20 protein-coding genes are annotated in these 15,664 nt (G+C 65.7%); 16 read left to right on the forward strand and 4 right to left on the reverse strand.

Features of this window, described 5'->3' with window-relative positions; all coding sequences use genetic code 11:
• The first annotated feature begins 89 nt into the window (after positions 1-89).
• The 9 genes from JWS13_RS46450 to JWS13_RS17635 all read left to right on the forward strand — a co-directional run bounded on the left by JWS13_RS46450 (position 90) and on the right by JWS13_RS17635 (position 6,799).
• Positions 90-329 carry an FDXHR family putative zinc-binding protein gene (locus JWS13_RS46450; protein ID WP_420855008.1) on the forward strand — a complete coding sequence of 80 codons (240 nt, stop codon included), beginning with the start codon at positions 90-92 and terminating at the stop codon, positions 327-329.
• Positions 326-502, forward strand: coding sequence for a hypothetical protein (locus tag JWS13_RS17600; protein WP_206006777.1), 177 nt, complete (start codon positions 326-328; stop codon positions 500-502). Before JWS13_RS46450 ends, JWS13_RS17600 begins: the two co-directional genes overlap by 4 nt.
• Positions 499-756 (forward strand): hypothetical protein, encoded by a 258-nt coding sequence (locus JWS13_RS17605; RefSeq protein ID WP_206006778.1) that lies wholly within the window; start codon positions 499-501, stop codon positions 754-756. Before JWS13_RS17600 ends, JWS13_RS17605 begins: the two co-directional genes overlap by 4 nt.
• Entirely contained in the window at positions 753-1,193 is a 441-nt protein-coding gene (locus tag JWS13_RS17610; protein ID WP_206006779.1) for a helix-turn-helix domain-containing protein, read from the forward strand. The genes JWS13_RS17605 and JWS13_RS17610 overlap by 4 nt, the downstream gene beginning before the upstream one ends.
• A 55-nt stretch (positions 1,194-1,248) precedes the next feature.
• Positions 1,249-1,818, forward strand: a complete 570-nt coding sequence (locus tag JWS13_RS17615) for a helix-turn-helix domain-containing protein (RefSeq protein ID WP_206006780.1) — start codon at positions 1,249-1,251, stop codon at positions 1,816-1,818.
• Between the two features lie 106 nt (positions 1,819-1,924).
• Positions 1,925-2,581 carry a hypothetical protein gene (locus JWS13_RS17620; protein ID WP_206006781.1) on the forward strand — a complete coding sequence of 219 codons (657 nt, stop codon included), beginning with the start codon at positions 1,925-1,927 and terminating at the stop codon, positions 2,579-2,581.
• Between the two features lie 14 nt (positions 2,582-2,595).
• Positions 2,596-2,793 carry a hypothetical protein gene (locus JWS13_RS17625; protein WP_206006782.1) on the forward strand — a complete coding sequence of 66 codons (198 nt, stop codon included), beginning with the start codon at positions 2,596-2,598 and terminating at the stop codon, positions 2,791-2,793.
• Between the two features lie 155 nt (positions 2,794-2,948).
• Complete coding sequence (locus JWS13_RS17630) at positions 2,949-3,203, forward strand: hypothetical protein (RefSeq protein ID WP_206006783.1); 255 nt, start codon at positions 2,949-2,951, stop codon at positions 3,201-3,203.
• Entirely contained in the window at positions 3,203-6,799 is a 3,597-nt protein-coding gene (locus JWS13_RS17635) for a phage tail tape measure protein (RefSeq protein WP_206006784.1), read from the forward strand. Before JWS13_RS17630 ends, JWS13_RS17635 begins: the two co-directional genes overlap by 1 nt.
• Before the next feature lie 126 nt (positions 6,800-6,925).
• Here the strand turns inward: JWS13_RS17635 and JWS13_RS17640 are convergent, their stop codons facing one another.
• Positions 6,926-7,735: a hypothetical protein gene (locus JWS13_RS17640; RefSeq protein WP_206006785.1), complete on the reverse strand. Its 810-nt coding sequence runs from the start codon at positions 7,733-7,735 to the stop codon at positions 6,926-6,928.
• Positions 7,736-7,838: 103 nt separating this feature from the next.
• On the opposite strand from JWS13_RS17640, the gene JWS13_RS17645 reads away from it, so the two are divergent.
• The 4 genes from JWS13_RS17645 (at position 7,839) to JWS13_RS17660 (ending at position 10,895) form a co-directional block, all read left to right on the forward strand.
• Entirely contained in the window at positions 7,839-8,417 is a 579-nt protein-coding gene (locus tag JWS13_RS17645) for a DUF2510 domain-containing protein (RefSeq protein ID WP_206006786.1), read from the forward strand.
• Positions 8,418-8,594: 177 nt separating this feature from the next.
• On the forward strand, positions 8,595-8,909 hold the full coding sequence (locus JWS13_RS17650) for a hypothetical protein (RefSeq protein ID WP_206006787.1): 315 nt from the start codon (positions 8,595-8,597) through the stop codon (positions 8,907-8,909).
• Positions 8,910-9,337: 428 nt separating this feature from the next.
• Complete coding sequence (locus tag JWS13_RS17655) at positions 9,338-9,757, forward strand: YciI family protein (RefSeq protein ID WP_206011641.1); 420 nt, start codon at positions 9,338-9,340, stop codon at positions 9,755-9,757.
• Entirely contained in the window at positions 9,750-10,895 is a 1,146-nt protein-coding gene (locus tag JWS13_RS17660) for an RNA polymerase sigma factor (RefSeq protein ID WP_206006788.1), read from the forward strand. Before JWS13_RS17655 ends, JWS13_RS17660 begins: the two co-directional genes overlap by 8 nt.
• A 7-nt stretch (positions 10,896-10,902) precedes the next feature.
• Here JWS13_RS17660 and JWS13_RS17665 read toward each other — a convergent pair whose 3' ends face one another.
• Positions 10,903-11,493: a TetR/AcrR family transcriptional regulator gene (locus tag JWS13_RS17665; protein ID WP_206006789.1), complete on the reverse strand. Its 591-nt coding sequence runs from the start codon at positions 11,491-11,493 to the stop codon at positions 10,903-10,905.
• Positions 11,494-11,613: 120 nt separating this feature from the next.
• Here JWS13_RS17665 and JWS13_RS17670 point away from each other — a divergent pair, with 120 nt between their 5' ends.
• Together JWS13_RS17670 and JWS13_RS17675 are read left to right on the forward strand one after the other, a co-directional pair.
• Complete coding sequence (locus tag JWS13_RS17670) at positions 11,614-12,087, forward strand: DUF4334 domain-containing protein (protein ID WP_206006790.1); 474 nt, start codon at positions 11,614-11,616, stop codon at positions 12,085-12,087.
• 49 nt (positions 12,088-12,136) lie between these two features.
• Entirely contained in the window at positions 12,137-13,225 is a 1,089-nt protein-coding gene (locus tag JWS13_RS17675) for an NAD(P)-dependent alcohol dehydrogenase (protein WP_206006791.1), read from the forward strand.
• Between the two features lie 3 nt (positions 13,226-13,228).
• Here JWS13_RS17675 and JWS13_RS17680 read toward each other — a convergent pair whose 3' ends face one another.
• Both JWS13_RS17680 and JWS13_RS17685 read right to left on the reverse strand, forming a co-directional pair.
• Entirely contained in the window at positions 13,229-13,822 is a 594-nt protein-coding gene (locus JWS13_RS17680) for a hypothetical protein (protein ID WP_206006792.1), read from the reverse strand.
• The gene (locus JWS13_RS17685; protein WP_124392608.1) at positions 13,819-14,259 is read right to left on the reverse strand and encodes an MmcQ/YjbR family DNA-binding protein; all 441 of its coding nucleotides are present in this window, start codon (positions 14,257-14,259) and stop codon (positions 13,819-13,821) included. The genes JWS13_RS17680 and JWS13_RS17685 overlap by 4 nt, the downstream gene beginning before the upstream one ends.
• Before the next feature lie 405 nt (positions 14,260-14,664).
• On the opposite strand from JWS13_RS17685, the gene JWS13_RS17690 reads away from it, so the two are divergent.
• A complete protein-coding gene (locus tag JWS13_RS17690; RefSeq protein ID WP_206006793.1) occupies positions 14,665-15,621 on the forward strand; it encodes an acyl-ACP desaturase in 957 nt (318 codons plus the stop codon).
• The last annotated feature ends 43 nt before the right edge of the window (positions 15,622-15,664 follow it).

Below are 15,664 nucleotides of genomic sequence, written 5' to 3' on the forward strand. Positions count from 1 at the left end.
ATCCGGGAGACCTTGCGCCCACCCAACCACACCAGGGGCACCCCGAAAGTCCCCCAGATTCCTACTACGTCAGCAGAAATGAGGCACGCATGACCACCTGCACCAAGTGTGAAGCCACATGGGGCGGAATGCATACCTGCCACTGCAGCGGATGCCACCACACCTTCTCCAGCCTGAGCGCCTTCGACCTCCACCGCCGAGGCGATCAATGCCGAACACCCTCCGACGCCGGCCTCGTCCTCGCCGACCGCGCCTACCCCTGCTTCACACGCCCCACCGACCACGAACACCCCCACTGGACCACTGACGGGCAAGGAGTCCTCGCATGACCCTCAACAGGTTCGGCGAAGACGTCGAAGCCGCCACCCCCAGCAACAGGCCCCATCACCTCGACTGCAAACGCGGATGGCTTGGCCAAGACCTCGACGGTCGCCCCATCCCCTGCATCCAATGCAAACCCCACCTCGCCCATCGCAACTACCTGACCGGAGGCGCAGCATGAGAGACACCTTCTCAGAGGCGTTCCGACTCGCATCCCTCGCCGCAGACATCAACGAGGACTCAGGCCAGTCGGCGCTCGTCGAAGCCGTCAACGAACTCGACGTTGAACAGCTTCGACCCATCATCTTCGCCCAAGCACACCTCGCCGCCATGCTCACCAGCGAAATCGCCAACAACCACGACCTCCCCGGCGAACACCCCGAAATCCTCGCCAACGTCGCACACGGACTCCAAACCACGGCACGGCAACCATGACCGCCGCGACCGGTCGACCACCAACAACGCGGGAGACGATTGCACCCGACGTCGCCAAGCTCCACGCGGAAGGCCACGGACGAAACGAGATCGCTCGGCAACTCGACTGCTCCCCAAGCACCGTCACCAAAGCAGCAGAGATCGCCGGCGTCACATTCGACCGAACCGCCACAGTCCAGGCAACAGAAGCCGCCAAGCTCGACGCAAAGGCGCGACGATCACGTCTCGCGGTCCGCTGGCTCGACATCGCCGAACAAGCACTCGACGCCATCAGCCCACACAACCCCCGAGACGCCCGCGACCTGGCAGTCGTCGCCGGTGTCGCCACAGACAAGTCGCTACGCCTCGACGAGTTCGACAACACCGATTCCGACTACGCCACGGTGGATGTCTGGCTCGCCGCGATGCTCACAACCAACCCAGGGACCGAACGATGAGCCGCAGCGCAATGTTCCATGCGTGCGCGCACGCGAGACCGGATGGGAGGCACCCATGGCTATACCGAAGCTGAGCGAGGAGGACGAGGCGAAGATCCGGGAGGGTCACCACCAGGGACGTTCGTTGAACTCGATTGCCCGGGACCTCGGCGTCAATCCATCGACCGTGAGTCGGTGGGCGAAGCGTGAGGGCTTGCTATGGACGGGTGTGCCGGCAGCCTCGACAGCCGTTCGGGATCGGCTGGCCTACAACCGTCTCAGGCTGGCGGAGGCCGCGCTCGCCGATGCTCTTGCGATACGTGAGCGGCTGTGGGAGTCCCATGAGGTCATCGTCAACACCCCGGCAGGACCGGAGCGTATGACGATGGACCTCCCCGACGCGAAGGCGACCGCGGAGTTCTCGAAGGCTGTCGAACGCCTGGCCAACACTCATAGTGCGTTGTCCGAGTACACCAAGGGCGCCAGTACGGAAGCCGCCAAGTCGATGCTCATGCAGATGCAGGAGGCGTTGGAGAGGTTCGCGGGCGAGTACGACGAGGAGAACGGCGGTCAGGAGCCACCGACTCCGACTGATGCCGAGATCGACGCCGAGATAGCGGCACTCGCCGACGAAACGGCTGGGTGACCACGGCGTGACCACACACCCTGCAACCTGTGCGAATGCACCTCCCATCGGAGAACAAATCCGCAAGTACATGCACCACAACACAAACCGTCCACAGGAGGACACCTTGAAGATCACCGACACTGTTCGACGTTTCACCCAGGCCGCAGCCAAGGCCACCGAGGCAGCCGATGCGGCAACCGCCGCCGCCACCGAAGCCGACAACGCCGCGGCCGCCGCCGTGGAAAGCGAGACCGCACTGGAGCAGCGGATCATGGCCGGCGAGGACGTCGACCCCAACGCGCTCGACAAGGCCACCACGTCGACCCGCTTCGCCAAGCTGAAGGCAGTGGCCGCCCGCCGAGCCGCGGAGAAGGCCACCGAGGCGGCGGAGGAAGCACGGCAAGCCCGAGAGGTGGAGGAAGCCAAGGCCACGCTCGACCGGTTGCTGTCCGACACCGCACTCCAGCCTGTCCAGGACGCCTACATCGCGGCCGTGGACTCGATCCGCAACCTCATCGCCACCGTGGAACAGCGGATGACCGACGAAGACGCGATCGCCAGCGCGCAGGCAACCAGCCCGGACGAGCGGGCATTCAACACCGCCGCATGGAAGGTGCGCCATCCCTACTTCGCAGACCAGGGAGTTGACTGGCTGCGCGTGGCAATCGAGGAAGCACTCAACTTCCGGGCGCGGCCGAAGATCATGGGCGGCGCCGGCGGTAGCACTGCACAGACCCGGGAATGGCCCATGAGCTTCCACCGCATCCAGGAAATTCTCTGAGAGGACTGATCCCAATGGACGATTTCACCAGCATCACCGATCCGGGCGAACGGCTCCGCGCTATCCGCCAGTCGATGGAGGACAAGGCGGCGAGCCGCCCCCGTGTCGACAACCAGGGCCGACGTCTCGACAGGGAGAAGCCCGACCCGACCCGGCGCTGGGACGGGCACGGTCGATTGATCGCAGAGTCGCCTGGTGACGACAACCCGTAACACCCCAAGATGGCCCCGGCTTCGGCTGGGGCCATCGCGGTTGGTGCAGGAATCGCTGGTGACCACCACGTGACCACCCATACCGCGACCAGCGCAAACACACCCCCAATCGGATTCTCAATCCGCAGGTTCACAACTGAAGACAGGAGCCACACATGGTAAACCGAGACGACAAGGCCCCGCCCAGCTACGACGATCTGACATCGATGCTCTCCGGCCTCGACGACGGTGCGACCGAAAGTGTCCAACTCGCGCTGTCGATGATGAGCACAGAAGAGCTCCGCGACCTGAGTGTCGCCATGCAGGAAGTCATGCAGCACCATCGCCTGCTTTTCGCTCTGATGCATGACGTTCTCGCCCGGGAGACGGCGGTCCGACTTGCGCAGGCCCACGCAGAGGGGGTGCTCTGATGGCGCTCGACGTCGGTGAGCTTGTAGCTCGCCTCACAGTTGATGACACCCGCTTCACCCGCGGGTTGCAGCAGTCCGAACAGCGGTTGCAGGATCTTGGTCGTACCGCCCGCACTGAAGCCGGTCGTGTCGACACCGCCCTCCGTGATGCTGGGCAGGGCGCGGACCGGTTGGGCACCAACGCGCAGAACGCTCGCCGCGACCTCGGCCGGGTAGGGGACACCAGCCGCGACATCGACCGGGTGGGGACGTCATCGCGGGACGCAGCCCGCCAGGTGGATCAGATCGGGGAGAGCGCACGCAGGGCATCCCAGGAAACAGGCCGCATCGGTGAGGGTGTCCGCGAACGCCTTACCGGTGCATTCCAGGGTGTCGGGGACCTCGCAGGCCGCACCGGCGAATCCGGGGGCGGCAGCTTCCTCGCGGCATTCGCGTCCAAAATCGGGTCGCTGAGCGGCAAGGGCGGGCCCATCGCCGGATCACTCCTCGGTGTCACAGCGCTCGGTGTCGCCGCCGGCGCTGTGTTGGCGAATGCCATCGCGGACGGCATGGAACAGGAAGCCGCCCGCAACGACGTCCAGGCGAAGCTGAACCTCGACGACAAAACTGCTGCGAAGATCGGTCGGGCTTCGGGCGCGGCCTACGCGAAGAACTTCGGCGAGTCCGTCCAAGCAAACATGGCCTCCACGGTGGCGTTGTTCGACTTCAAGCTCCTGGACGCGAGCTCCACCGAGAATGAGATCCAGGCCGCTATCGAGAAGACGGAAACGCTCAACTCGTTGCTCGGCACAGAGACCGCCGAGACGCTGCGCGGCGTCGGCGGCCTGGTGAACTCGGGGCTGGTCGACGGATTCGACGAGGCCGGTGACTTCATCACCAGGGCTCGGACAATCGGCATGAATGCCCAGGGCGACCTTGTCGATTCCCTGTCTGAGTACTCGGCGGGCTGGAAGAACACGGGGCTGACAGCGGAAACCACCCTCGCTCTGATCAACCAGTCGATGGGCAAGGGATTCGGTGCCGACAACACCGACCGGGCAGCGGACGCGCTTCGTGAATTCGGCCGCCGCATCACCGAGGAGGGTGACACCATCGTCGCCACCCTCAATGACATCGGCCTCGACGGTCAGTCCATGTATGAGATCTTCAAGAAGGGCGGCCCGGAGGCAGACGCTGCCTTCGACAAGACCTTCGACACCATCCGCAACCTCGAAGACCAGACCAAGAAGAACAACGCGGCCGCGGCACTCCTCGGTGACACCTCGGGCGACTTCTACTCCGCCCTCGCGAACTGGGACGTCACCACGGCTGTACAGAAGTTCGACAAGCTCGAAGGGTCCATGCAGACCGCGTCCGACACCTTCGGTAAGGGCACGGCAGCATCGTTCGAGACGGCGAAGCGCAGCATTGTGACGTCAGCAGATGAGATCGAGTTGGCATTGGCGCAGGCGTTCGGTCCGGCGATGACAGATGCAGCGACCTGGGTCACCGAGCACAAGCCGGAGATCATTGCATTCTTCACCGGACTCGCCGATGCGGGGTTCGCCGCCTTGGATGCCACGATGGCGTTCTCCTCGGGGGCGTTGCGGGCGTGGGCGTTCTTCGCTGAGGGTGTCGGCGGCACCATCGGCACAGTCGTTCAGCAGTTGGCTGGTCTCGTCGATGCACAGGCCAGCGTCCTCGACCTGATCCCCGGTATGGGTGGTCAGGCTGACGACTTCCGGGACATCGCCGATGGTATGCGCGGGTTCGCGGACTCGGTCGGTACCGCCGGCGATAAGGCTCGCGGCATGGCCGACGTCATCGACGCCGGCCGACCTGTCATTCAGGGGATGCGGGACAGCGTCGCGGAGGCAGGCGCGCAGGCCGAAGAGTCAGCACGACTGATGCAGGCCCTGGGAACGACGGTTGTCGAAGGCATCCCCGATGACAAGTCGATCACCATCTCGGACAACAGCCCGGAGACGGTGAAGAACCTCGAAGCGCTGGGATTGAAGGTGGAGAACACCCCGAACGGCATCAAGGTCACCGCCACGACAGACGAGGCCGACCGCATCCTCGACGCGTACATCAATCAGCAGCGAAGCGTGAACGTTGATGTGAAGGTGCGGGCGTTGGCTGCGGCGGAGAACGAGGCGTCCCGGCTGGCCGCGGCCACCACCAACGAGGCGCTCGAAAGGTCCGGCGGGTACGTGCACTACGCGGACGGCGGTGTGGAGAACCATCAGGCTCAGATTGGTGACGGTCGAACCCGGATCTGGAACGAACCCGAAACCGGCGGTGAGGCATACATCCCCCTCGCGGGGTCGAAGCGTCAACGCTCCGAGGCGATCCTCGGTGATGTCGCGAAACGCTTCGGGTTCGGCCTGCTGAAGTTCGCGAACGGCGGTGTCGTCGAAAGTGCTGGTATCGGGAAGGGCGGTCTCGACGCGTCGATGTCATGGGCTCGCAGCATGGACCCCGCCACCTATCTGATGGGCGGGTTCTCCACGGACAGCATCGACTGTTCCGGTGCCGTCTCGGGGGCGATCAACAAGGCGCTCGGTTTGGATGCGTTCGACTCCCGGATGTCGACGGTAAATGAGGGTTCGTGGTTGCAGGCCAGGGGCGCGATCCTCGGCAAGGGTCCGGAGGGAACGATCCGGGTCGGCTGGTACGACAACGGTGGCGGCGCCAACGGGCACACCGCGATGACGTATCCGGATGGGACGAACTTCGAATCGAATGGTTCGGAGGGTGTTGTTGTCGGCGGGGATACAGGTTGGGACGCTGGCATGTTCGATCAGCACGCGTGGTTTCCGATGAGTGGTGATCTCGGTCAGTCGTCGTCAGGTTCAGGCGCCGGCTCCACAGGGTCGGCCGACAGCGGCACTGTCACTGGCACGACGGATTCGGGTGTGTCGGTGTCGACGGATGGGCAGCGGGTGTTCGTCACCAACTGGCCCGGTAGTTCCTCGTCCTCCACGGGTACGAGCACGGGCGCACCCGCGGACCCCAAGTCGGACACCATCTTCTCCGCGGCAATCAAGTACCGGGCGAACGGTGGCATCGACAACCTCCCCGACCAGGCCGGCATCCAGCACGGAACCGTGTACAGGTACGGGGAACCGGAGACCGGTGGGGAGGCGTTCATCCCGCTCGGGTCGTCGAAGCGTCCCCGGTCTCTGTCGCTCACGAGGCAGGTTGCGAACCGGTTCGGGTACGAGTTGGTGCCGATGGCGGACGGTGGTCTCGGTGGGTTCGGCGGGTACCGCGGCAACTCGGACCGCCCCTCGTTGGACATCCCGTTGACCGCGGGCGGGTTGGCGGGCATGACCGCGAACCAACGCCGTGCCGCCCTGTACAACCTCGGTGCCATCGGTGTCGGCGGCGCCTTCGCGGTGGCGTCCGGGTTCGATGCGGACGGGCGTTTCACCGGCCAGTTCGACACCGGCGCCAACTCCCACCCCGCACTGGAGAAGGCAGCGGGCCAGTTCCTCGAAGTCCTGAGCCAGATCCGCGACGCAGCGCAGGAAGGCAAGACCGTCAACGTGCAGGTCGACGTCGATCAGGGGGCAGGCATGGCGAACATCGCGATCATGAAGAACGGCCTGTGATCACGTGACCACCGTGTGACCACACACGCCTTGACCAGCAGAAAGGTTAACGTCATCGGACACTAGATCCGCAAGTCCGAGCCTGTGGCCCCTCCCATTTGGGTGGGGCCACAGGTTTATTTCGGGTTAGGACTCGAATGGCCAGTCCAAGAGCAGGAGTCGCCGCTCCAACTCGCGCACTCGCATGGACGCCTGAGTCCTCTTCGACATGTCAGTACTCTCCCTTAGGCTCGCGATGGCATCCCTTGCCAGCTCGGTAATGCGCCCCAGTTCGCCTCTCAGCCGCAGAACCTCGTCGTACAGTCCCGGCCGCGGTTGCCCAGCCCATTGCATCAGCAGATCCAACCCCGGCCCGTAGCGCTCCCGCATTGCGTCCGATAGTGGTTGCATGTCCGCAACGTGCAACAAGATGGCATCTGGGTTGCGCGCAACGGCGCGCCGGAGGATCCGCTCGGTCACCCGCCAGCACACGACCAGGTCCCCATCCTCATAAAAGTTGGTCGGATCCTCGAAGAACGCCCCGGTCACCCCGAGGTGGGCAGCCAGCGCATTGCGATCCGTGATCCGCGCAACGCCGGCGTCGTCGTTCACCTCAAACGCAATGGCTTCCGAGTCGAGCAGCACTTCCGCCGCAACATCGAGCGCAACTTCCTCGGGGAGGCCACGCATTGGCGCAACGCGTACCCCGGCCCAGTTCGCCTCCCGCTCACGGAAGGCGGCCACATCGCGCCACAGGCACTTCAGGCGGCCGCACGGCACCCAATCCACCCTGCCCTCGAACTCGTCGTCAATCCATCGGATCTGAAGCCGCCGGTGGCGCTTTTGTTGGTGTCCTCGAAGCTTCCCGAACTTGAGTACTTCGATCTCGACCAGCGGTTCTGCGCGCTTCGACCGGTATGCGCAGCGATCGCCGACTATGAACGGATTCGAATCCATCCTTCCGATGGTGCAACCACCACGCGAAACATGTCCACTACCAGCACGGATTGCGTGCGCGCCTGCAATTGTGCTGACGCAACGCAAGGTGTCGGTCGCTCGAATGACATTGTCCGCCAATGTCTTACTGGCCTGGTATGCATCTCTCATGACGTCGACAACGCCCGCGGGCTGGTATCCCGATCCCCAACGCAAAGCCGTTGCACGCTGGCATGACGGCACCGGGTGGACGAAGCACACCACGAACGCGTCGACACCGCCGCCACCGCCGAAGCCCCCGTGGGGATGGAAGCAATGGTTGGTGGTTGCCGGCGCCGTGGTGGTGGCGTTTGGCGTCTATGTGGGGTATCACGCCATCACGGGCCCCACCGCTGAGGAGCAGGAAGCAACGGAGCAATCGCAGGCCGCGGCAGCCGCTGCATCTGAGGCCGCGTTCGATGCGAGATCTGCCGAGCTAGCCGCCCAGTCGAGCGCCGAAATCACGTGCGAAAAGCTGGTCACCAACAACCTGAAGACGCCGGCCACCGCGGACTTCGTGGAGGTGACAACCTACGAGGACACGGCCGGGGATTGGATCACTAAGGGTGCAGTCGACGCGGAGAACACCTTCGGCGCGAACGTGCGCACCACCTTCCTGTGCATCACCCACCAGGGCACCACTCGCATCGACAGAATCAACTAGACCTTGACGACCCATCAGTGATTAGCACACACGTTCGATCCGACGAAAAGCTCGACACGCCGCAACCTCGGTCGTCCGATTCGGCGGACCGCTGATTCACTCAATGTGCTGGTGCTGGTTCTCAGCTAACCCACGGTTCATCCGTTCCGTGGCGTCACTTCTCATGAAAGTTGTTTCATGTTCCCCATCACGGTTCCCTACCCGACCACGATCCTGTCGTACACCGCACTCGCAAGGGACCTCGCTGATCCCGACAAGAAGGACACGCCGCTCATCGTTGATGTCGACACGATCGACAGGGATGGACGGAAGGTCACCCGCAGTGCCCTGGTCAACACGATCTCGGTCAGGTACGACCACGCGGCTAACCCGCAGCACTGGATCGAATTGGCGTTCGAGCACCCCGACCTCGAGGACGTGAAGGTCGACCCTGACGCGGAGATCCGGGCGTACGAATTGACGTTCGAACACATCGAGCGTGCCCAGGTGTAGGGCGCGCACCCGGCCCCCAACCTCGGCAGGAGGTTGGGGGCCGTTCCCGTTGTGACGTGGCTTCAGAGTGGTCACAGACGAGGTGTGTGACCACATCACTAGACGTCACCAGGTGGCAGACGAAACGCCCGCCACCTGGTGAAACAGTTCCTAGGAATCACTCGACATCATCAGGCATCACGTCGGGGTTCTGACTTTTAATCCGCAGGTCGTAGGTTCGAGCCCTACTGGGGGCACCGTCCTGACCAGTTCATCCTGGTCAGGTAGTGCGATAGACGTGTTCGGAGCGGCGGAGTGGTCACCATGTGGCCGCCCGTCGACCGGGCGGCGTACTCACCCTTGGTCGCGGGATGTCGAGAATCCGCGACCGGCTCCGTCCCCGCAGTGACCACGGCCACAATGGGCCGTACCTCACCAAGGAGTTCGCGATGGCCAAGTACCTACTGCTCAAGCACTACCGCGGCGCGCCGGCGGCGGTCAACGACGTGCCGATGGCCCAGTGGACGCCGGAGGAGATCTCCGCGCACGTGCAGTACATGCAGGATTTCGCGGCCAAGCTGGAGCGGACCGGCGAGTTCGTCGACGGTCAGGCACTCGCCCCGGAGGGCACGTTCGTCCGCTACGACGGCGAGGGACGCCCACCGGTCACGGACGGCCCCTTCGCGGAGACGAAGGACCTGATCGCCGGCTGGATGATGATCGACGTCGACACCTACGAGCGGGCGCTCGAACTCGCCGGCGAGCTGTCCGCGGCGCCGGGTGCGGGCGGGAAGCCGATCCACGAATGGCTCGAGCTGCGCCCGTTCCTGACCGCACCCTCGACCACCATGGAGTGCCACGGTGGATGAGGCGGTACTGCGCGCCCTCACCCCCACGGTGATCGGGATCCTCGTCCGCCGCGGAGCCGACTTCGCGGCGGCCGAGGATGCCGTGCAGGACGCCCTGGTCGAGGCCGTGCGCGTGTGGCCGGACGACCCGCCGCGCGACCCCAAGGGCTGGCTGGTCACCGTGGCCTGGCGGAAGTTCCTCGACACCGCCCGCGCCCATTCCTCCCGCAGGCAGCGCGAGGAACGCATCGAGGCCGAGCCGGTGCCCGGACCGATCGAGGCGGTCGACGACACGCTCCAGCTGTATTTCCTGTGCGCGCACCCGTCCCTGACACCGGCATCGTCCGTCGCACTCACGCTGCGCGCGGTCGGCGGCCTGACGACGCGTCAGATCGCGCAGGCCTACCTGGTGCCGGAGGCGACGATGGCCCAGCGCATCAGCCGGGCCAAGCGGACCGTTTCGGGCGTCCGGTTCAACCAGCCCGGCGACGTCGCGACGGTGCTGCGGGTCCTCTACCTGGTGTTCAACGAGGGGTATTCCGGCGAGCTCGACCTCGCCGCCGAGGCGATCCGGCTGACTCGCCAGCTCGCGGCGGCGATCGACCACCCGGAGGTCGCGGGACTGCTCGCGCTCATGCTGCTCCACCACGCGCGGCGCCCCGCCCGGACCGCCCCCGACGGCAGCCTCGTACCGCTCGCCGAACAGGACCGCCGCCTGTGGGACACCCGCATGATCGCCGAGGGCGTCGACATACTCCAGGCGGCACTGGCCCGCGACCGCCTGGGCGAGTTCCAGGCCCAGGCCGCCATCGCCGCGCTCCACGCCGACGCCCGGGCGGCCGAGGAGACCGACTGGGTGCAGATCGTCGAGTGGTACGACGAACTGGTGCACCTCACCGACAGCCCGGTGGCCCGCCTCAACCGGGCCGTCGCGGTCGGCGAGGCCGACGGCCCGCGCGCCGGGCTGGCCGCACTCGCGGCGCTAGACGACGCGCTGCCCCGTCACACCGCGGTGGCGGCGTATCTCCACGAGCGGGACGGCGACCTGGCAACGGCGGCACGGCTCTACGCGGAGGCGGCCGACAAGGCGCCCAACCTCCCCGAACGCGACCACCTCACACGACAGGCCGCTCGGCTCAACGTGCTACTGCGCAGCTGAGCGGCCCTCACTCGCGGCCCGGCGCGTCCTCCACCGAGGGCACCCGGATCAACCGCCGAACCGCCTCGACAGCGGTGTGCCGCCGCTGCGCCACCGTGCGCTCCCCCGACTTCCTGCCGCCGGGTGCGGTGGCCAGCGACCGGGCGATGTCGGTGATCACGAGCAGCAGTTCGCCTGCGTTCCACGACGGATCGACGAACCCCTCCTGCTGCCCTCGGCGAATCTCGGCGGCCTTGGGCCGGAGGGTGACGATCCGGGCGTCGCTGTCCGCGATCTGCTCCCGCATCTCGAGGTCGGCCCACTCCTGCAGCCGCGCGTTCTCGGGGTGCGCCACGTAGTCGTCGAACAAGCGGCCCGCGTACCCCGGCAGATCGTCGCCCCGCAGAGCCGTCTGTTCCGTCGTCTCCGCGATCCATTGCTGGATGACGGCGTCGAACAGCGCTTCCTTGCTGTCGAAGTACGCGTACAGGCGGTCCTTGCTCGCCCGGGCCGCCTCCGCGATGCGGTTGATCCGGGCCCCGGCGACTCCGTAGCGGGCGAATTCGTCCTTGGCCGCGGCGAGGATCCGCTCGCGCGTGGCTTCTCCCGCTGATCGCATGGCGACATCCTAAATCGCCCGTTGCCGAACCATCTGGTTCGGCGTAGCGTGCGCGTTGACGAACAACTTGGTTCGGAAACTCTTCGACCTGCACCTCCACACGAGACCCGAGGTACGACCATGGACATCGACCAGGCCCGCAGCACGTTCCACGAGCTTCGACAGCGCGACACCGGCGTCTCCCCCGACGAACTCGACACTGTGTGGGCGGCACTCGACACCGTGCGGGCCGAGGACATCCTCGGCGCCTGGAAGGGCGACGACTTCGCCACCGGACACCGCCTGCACGACAAGCTGGTCGCGAGCCGCTGGCACGGAAAGACGTTCCAGTCCCTCGAGGACGCGAAGCCGTTGATCTGCCGCGACGCGGACGGCAACCTCTACTCCGACGTCGAGGGCGGCAACGGCGAGGCCAGTCTGTGGAACATCGAGTTCCGGGGCGAGGTCACCGCGACCATGGTCTACGACGGCGCCCCCATCTTCGATCACTTCAAGAAGGTGGACGACTCGACGCTCATGGGCATCATGAACGGCAAGTCCGCACTGGTCCTCGACGGCGGCAGGCACTACTACTTCCTCCTGGAACGGGACTGAGATCCCGGTCGTGTCCCAGCCCCCACTGCGCGGAACCCGAGGAACAGCAATGCAGGTCACGGCAGCCGTCACCCGCGGCCCCGATTCTCCGTTCACGCTGGAGACGGTCGAACTCGACGAGCCCCGCGCGGACGAGGTTCTGGTGCGGATCGTCGCCACCGGCCTGTGCCACACGGACCTCGTCACCAAAGCGGCGCTCCCCCACGCCGTCGGTCCGGCCGTCCTCGGGCACGAGGGTGCCGGGATCGTGGTGGACGTCGGGCCACGCGTGAGCGGGATAGCGCCCGGCGATCACGTGATTCTCAGCTACCGCCACTGCGGTGACTGCGATCAATGCCGAAATGCGGGTCCGGCTTACTGCGTCGACGCGCACCGCTTGAACAGTTCGGGCAGGCGCGCGGACGGCTCGGCCACCGTCACTCAGGACGGCGCACCGGTGCGCGCCGCCTTCTTCGGCCAGTCCAGCTTCGCCGACCACGTTCTCGCGACGGCCGACAACATCGTCGTCGTCGGCGAGTCCGTCGACCTGGCCGCCGCGGCGCCGCTCGGCTGCGGGTTCCAGACGGGTGCCGGTGCGGTACTGAACGTGCTCCGCCCCGGCATCGACTCGAGTGTGGTCGTCTTCGGCGCGGGCAGCGTCGGGTTCGCCGCACTGCTCGCCGCCCGATCGGTGGGCGTCGCAACGCTTTTCGCGGTCGATCCGGTACCGGCGCGACGTGCGCTCGCGGCGGAGTTCGGCGCGGTCGCAATCGATCCCGGGACGCGAGACGTCGTCGCGGCGATCCGCGCGGCGACCGGCGGCGGTGCCACCCACACCCTGGACACGACAGGAATCCCCGCCGTCGTCGGTCAGGCGCTGTCGTCGCTGCGGGCGCGAGGCAGCGCGGTGGTCGTCGGACTGGGCGCACCCGAAGTCACGGTGAACATTCAGGACCTGATGCTGAACGGCAAGACTCTCCGAGGCTGCGTCGAGGGCGATTCGTCCGTGCAGCAGTTCATTCCGCAGTTGCTGGCGCTGCACGCCGAGGGGAGGTTCCCGTTCGACCGCCTCGTCACCGAGTACCGGTTCCAGGACATCAACCGCGCCGTCGCCGATCAGGCTGCCGGCGCGGTGATCAAGCCCGTGCTCGTGTGGTGAATCTCAGGGCGCGGCGGGTGACGGCCCGTCGCCGGTGGTCTGCCCGCCATTCGCTTTCGTGTCCCTGCGCATCTCGGCGAGATCCTCACCGCGCTTGCGGTACGTGAAGCTGACTCCGGCGACGCCGAGGAACAGCACCACTCCGATGATGGCGCCGGCGAGCGACGCACCGCGGAAGCCGGGCGCGTCGACGTCCATGATCCGTTCGCCGGCGTGCGCCGCACTGTTGCCGCCGAGCACCACGCTGAGCGTCAGCAGATTGGGCAGCACCACAAGGACTCCGAGGATCAGGAGCACGATCTGCACGGGCTTGAACCGGCGCCTGCGGAACAGCCGCCACGCCCCGCGGAACAGCAGCAGGGGCAGCAGAGTGCACAGGGTGCCGAACAACAGTCCCCACAGGATGCCGCCGCCGAAGCTGCCGTCCGCCATTCCGCCCACGTTCTGCGCCCACGCCCGGGGGAGGTACGCCGCGAGGATGAAATACGCGATGACGAGCACCACGAGAAGGACGGCGATCCCGATGGCCTTCTTGGCCCACGACGGCAGTCCCGACTTCGCCGGTGTGGCGGTGGGTGCGCTGTTGTCGGTCGTCATGACTGGTCTCCCTGCGTCGGCAACGGTTCTTCGTCCAGCACCTGCTTGGCCAGTCGCTTCGGCGCGACGAGCGTGTACGACGTCCTGATCCACTCACGCAACTGTTCCCACCGGGGCCCGTCCGCGTCCGCGACGTCCACTGCGATCCAGCCGTGTCTACCGAGACCGTATCCCGCGGGCTCCGCCCCCGGTTCCGTCGCGACCACCGCTTCCGCCTCGTCGACGGTGAGCTTCACCGTCAACCGGGTGGCGTCCACGTCACTGAACACGAAGTTCTTGCCCCGCACCCGGAACGTCGGGTGCCCGTCCCACTGCTCGATGTCCACCCGTACGGCTTCGGGCAATTCGGCGGCGATCTCTTCGAGGCGGCTCATGTTGTTGCCCATGTGACGATTGTCGGCAGCACCCCGACCGACCGCAACAGGCATAACGGACATACGGGATCCACCAATGCCGGAAGTCCGGGGGTGGCGATATTCACACCTGGGGTGGATCGAATTCCCAGGAGACTCGGAGCCGGACCAACCGTCCCCAGCGCAACCGCCGACACGGCTCGAGTTGGGGCGGGGAATCTGTGGAGACCCACAAATCTGTGATCGTCCACAACTGCCCGCGCGTCGCGGTGATGATCTCTCCCTGGGATGATTACGCTGGTCACCGCACACGCAACCTCATCAGTACACTGTCATGTAACAGTTCGCCGCGTGGCGGCGACACATCCCGGAAGGTCCATTACGGATCGGTAACTTCGACGGTTCCCGGGCCGCCGACGGCGTTTACCAACCTACTTACGGTGCCGTAGGCTGAACAAAGTCAAATTTGAGCTACTGGAGGCATTACACATGGCGAGGGACCTGACCCAACTCGAACTGCTGCAGGAGTTGTCGCCGGTTGCAGAAGAGAACGTCAACCGCCACCTCTCCATGGCCAAGGAATGGCATCCCCACGACTATGTTCCGTGGGACGAAGGACGCAACTTCGCCGCGATGGGCGGCAGCGATTGGGACCCCGAGCAGTCGCAGCTCGACGAGGTCGCCAAGGCCGCGATGATCACGAACCTCCTCACCGAGGACAACCTGCCGTCGTACCACCGCGAGATCGCCGAGAACTTCTCGCAGGACGGCGCGTGGGGAACGTGGGTCGGTCGCTGGACCGCCGAGGAGAACCGACACGGAATCGTGATGCGCGATTACCTCGTCGTGACCCGCGCCGTGGACCCCGTCCAGCTCGAGCGCTTCCGCATGGAGCACATGACGAACGGCTTCGCGTCCCCCGCCGACGTCGACGCGGGCTTCCTCCACTCCGTCGCGTACGTCACGTTCCAGGAACTCGCCACCCGCGTGAGCCACCGCAACACCGGTAAGGCGTGCAAGGACCCCATCGCCGACAAGATGCTGCAGCGCATCGCGGCCGACGAGAACCTGCACATGATCTTCTACCGCAACATGTGCGGTGCGGCCCTCGACCTCGCGCCCGACCAGGCGCTCGAGGCCGTCAACATGATCGTCCAGAACTTCCAGATGCCGGGCGCCGGTATGCCGAACTTCCGGCGCAACGGTGTCCTCATGGCCAAGCACGGCATCTACGACCTGCGTCAGCACCTCGAAGAGGTCGTGATGCCCGTCCTGCGCAAGTGGAACATCTTCGAGCGGAACGATTTCACCTCCCGCGGCGAAGAGATCCGCGAGAGCCTCGGCAAGTTCCTCGAGAACCTCGAAGGCCAGGCCACCAAGTTCGAGGAGCAGCGCGACCGCATGCTGGCCCGCGAGGCCAAGAAGCGCGAGCAGAAGGCTTCCTGACGTAAACAGTTATCCTGTGCCCGGTACCGGATTCGGTACCGGG

The organism is Rhodococcus pseudokoreensis (assembly GCF_017068395.1).
Lineage (GTDB): Bacteria > Actinomycetota > Actinomycetes > Mycobacteriales > Mycobacteriaceae > Rhodococcus_F > Rhodococcus_F pseudokoreensis.

What these genes read in the sequence shown, in the direction of transcription:
- JWS13_RS46450 (WP_420855008.1), top strand. Translation starts at nt 90, where the DNA reads ATGACCACCTGCACCAAGTGTGAAGCCACATGGGGCGGAATGCATACC.
- JWS13_RS17600 (WP_206006777.1), top strand. Translation starts at nt 326, where the DNA reads ATGACCCTCAACAGGTTCGGCGAAGACGTCGAAGCCGCCACCCCCAGC.
- JWS13_RS17605 (WP_206006778.1), top strand. Translation starts at nt 499, where the DNA reads ATGAGAGACACCTTCTCAGAGGCGTTCCGACTCGCATCCCTCGCCGCA.
- JWS13_RS17610 (WP_206006779.1), top strand. Translation starts at nt 753, where the DNA reads ATGACCGCCGCGACCGGTCGACCACCAACAACGCGGGAGACGATTGCA.
- JWS13_RS17615 (WP_206006780.1), top strand. Translation starts at nt 1,249, where the DNA reads ATGGCTATACCGAAGCTGAGCGAGGAGGACGAGGCGAAGATCCGGGAG.
- JWS13_RS17625 (WP_206006782.1), top strand. Translation starts at nt 2,596, where the DNA reads ATGGACGATTTCACCAGCATCACCGATCCGGGCGAACGGCTCCGCGCT.
- JWS13_RS17630 (WP_206006783.1), top strand. Translation starts at nt 2,949, where the DNA reads ATGGTAAACCGAGACGACAAGGCCCCGCCCAGCTACGACGATCTGACA.
- JWS13_RS17635 (WP_206006784.1), top strand. Translation starts at nt 3,203, where the DNA reads ATGGCGCTCGACGTCGGTGAGCTTGTAGCTCGCCTCACAGTTGATGAC.
- JWS13_RS17640 (WP_206006785.1), bottom strand. Translation starts at nt 7,735, where the DNA reads ATGGATTCGAATCCGTTCATAGTCGGCGATCGCTGCGCATACCGGTCG.
- JWS13_RS17645 (WP_206006786.1), top strand. Translation starts at nt 7,839, where the DNA reads ATGACATTGTCCGCCAATGTCTTACTGGCCTGGTATGCATCTCTCATG.
- JWS13_RS17650 (WP_206006787.1), top strand. Translation starts at nt 8,595, where the DNA reads ATGTTCCCCATCACGGTTCCCTACCCGACCACGATCCTGTCGTACACC.
- JWS13_RS17655 (WP_206011641.1), top strand. Translation starts at nt 9,338, where the DNA reads ATGGCCAAGTACCTACTGCTCAAGCACTACCGCGGCGCGCCGGCGGCG.
- JWS13_RS17665 (WP_206006789.1), bottom strand. Translation starts at nt 11,493, where the DNA reads ATGCGATCAGCGGGAGAAGCCACGCGCGAGCGGATCCTCGCCGCGGCC.
- JWS13_RS17670 (WP_206006790.1), top strand. Translation starts at nt 11,614, where the DNA reads ATGGACATCGACCAGGCCCGCAGCACGTTCCACGAGCTTCGACAGCGC.
- JWS13_RS17675 (WP_206006791.1), top strand. Translation starts at nt 12,137, where the DNA reads ATGCAGGTCACGGCAGCCGTCACCCGCGGCCCCGATTCTCCGTTCACG.
- JWS13_RS17680 (WP_206006792.1), bottom strand. Translation starts at nt 13,822, where the DNA reads ATGACGACCGACAACAGCGCACCCACCGCCACACCGGCGAAGTCGGGA.
- JWS13_RS17685 (WP_124392608.1), bottom strand. Translation starts at nt 14,259, where the DNA reads ATGTCCGTTATGCCTGTTGCGGTCGGTCGGGGTGCTGCCGACAATCGT.
- JWS13_RS17690 (WP_206006793.1), top strand. Translation starts at nt 14,665, where the DNA reads ATGGCGAGGGACCTGACCCAACTCGAACTGCTGCAGGAGTTGTCGCCG.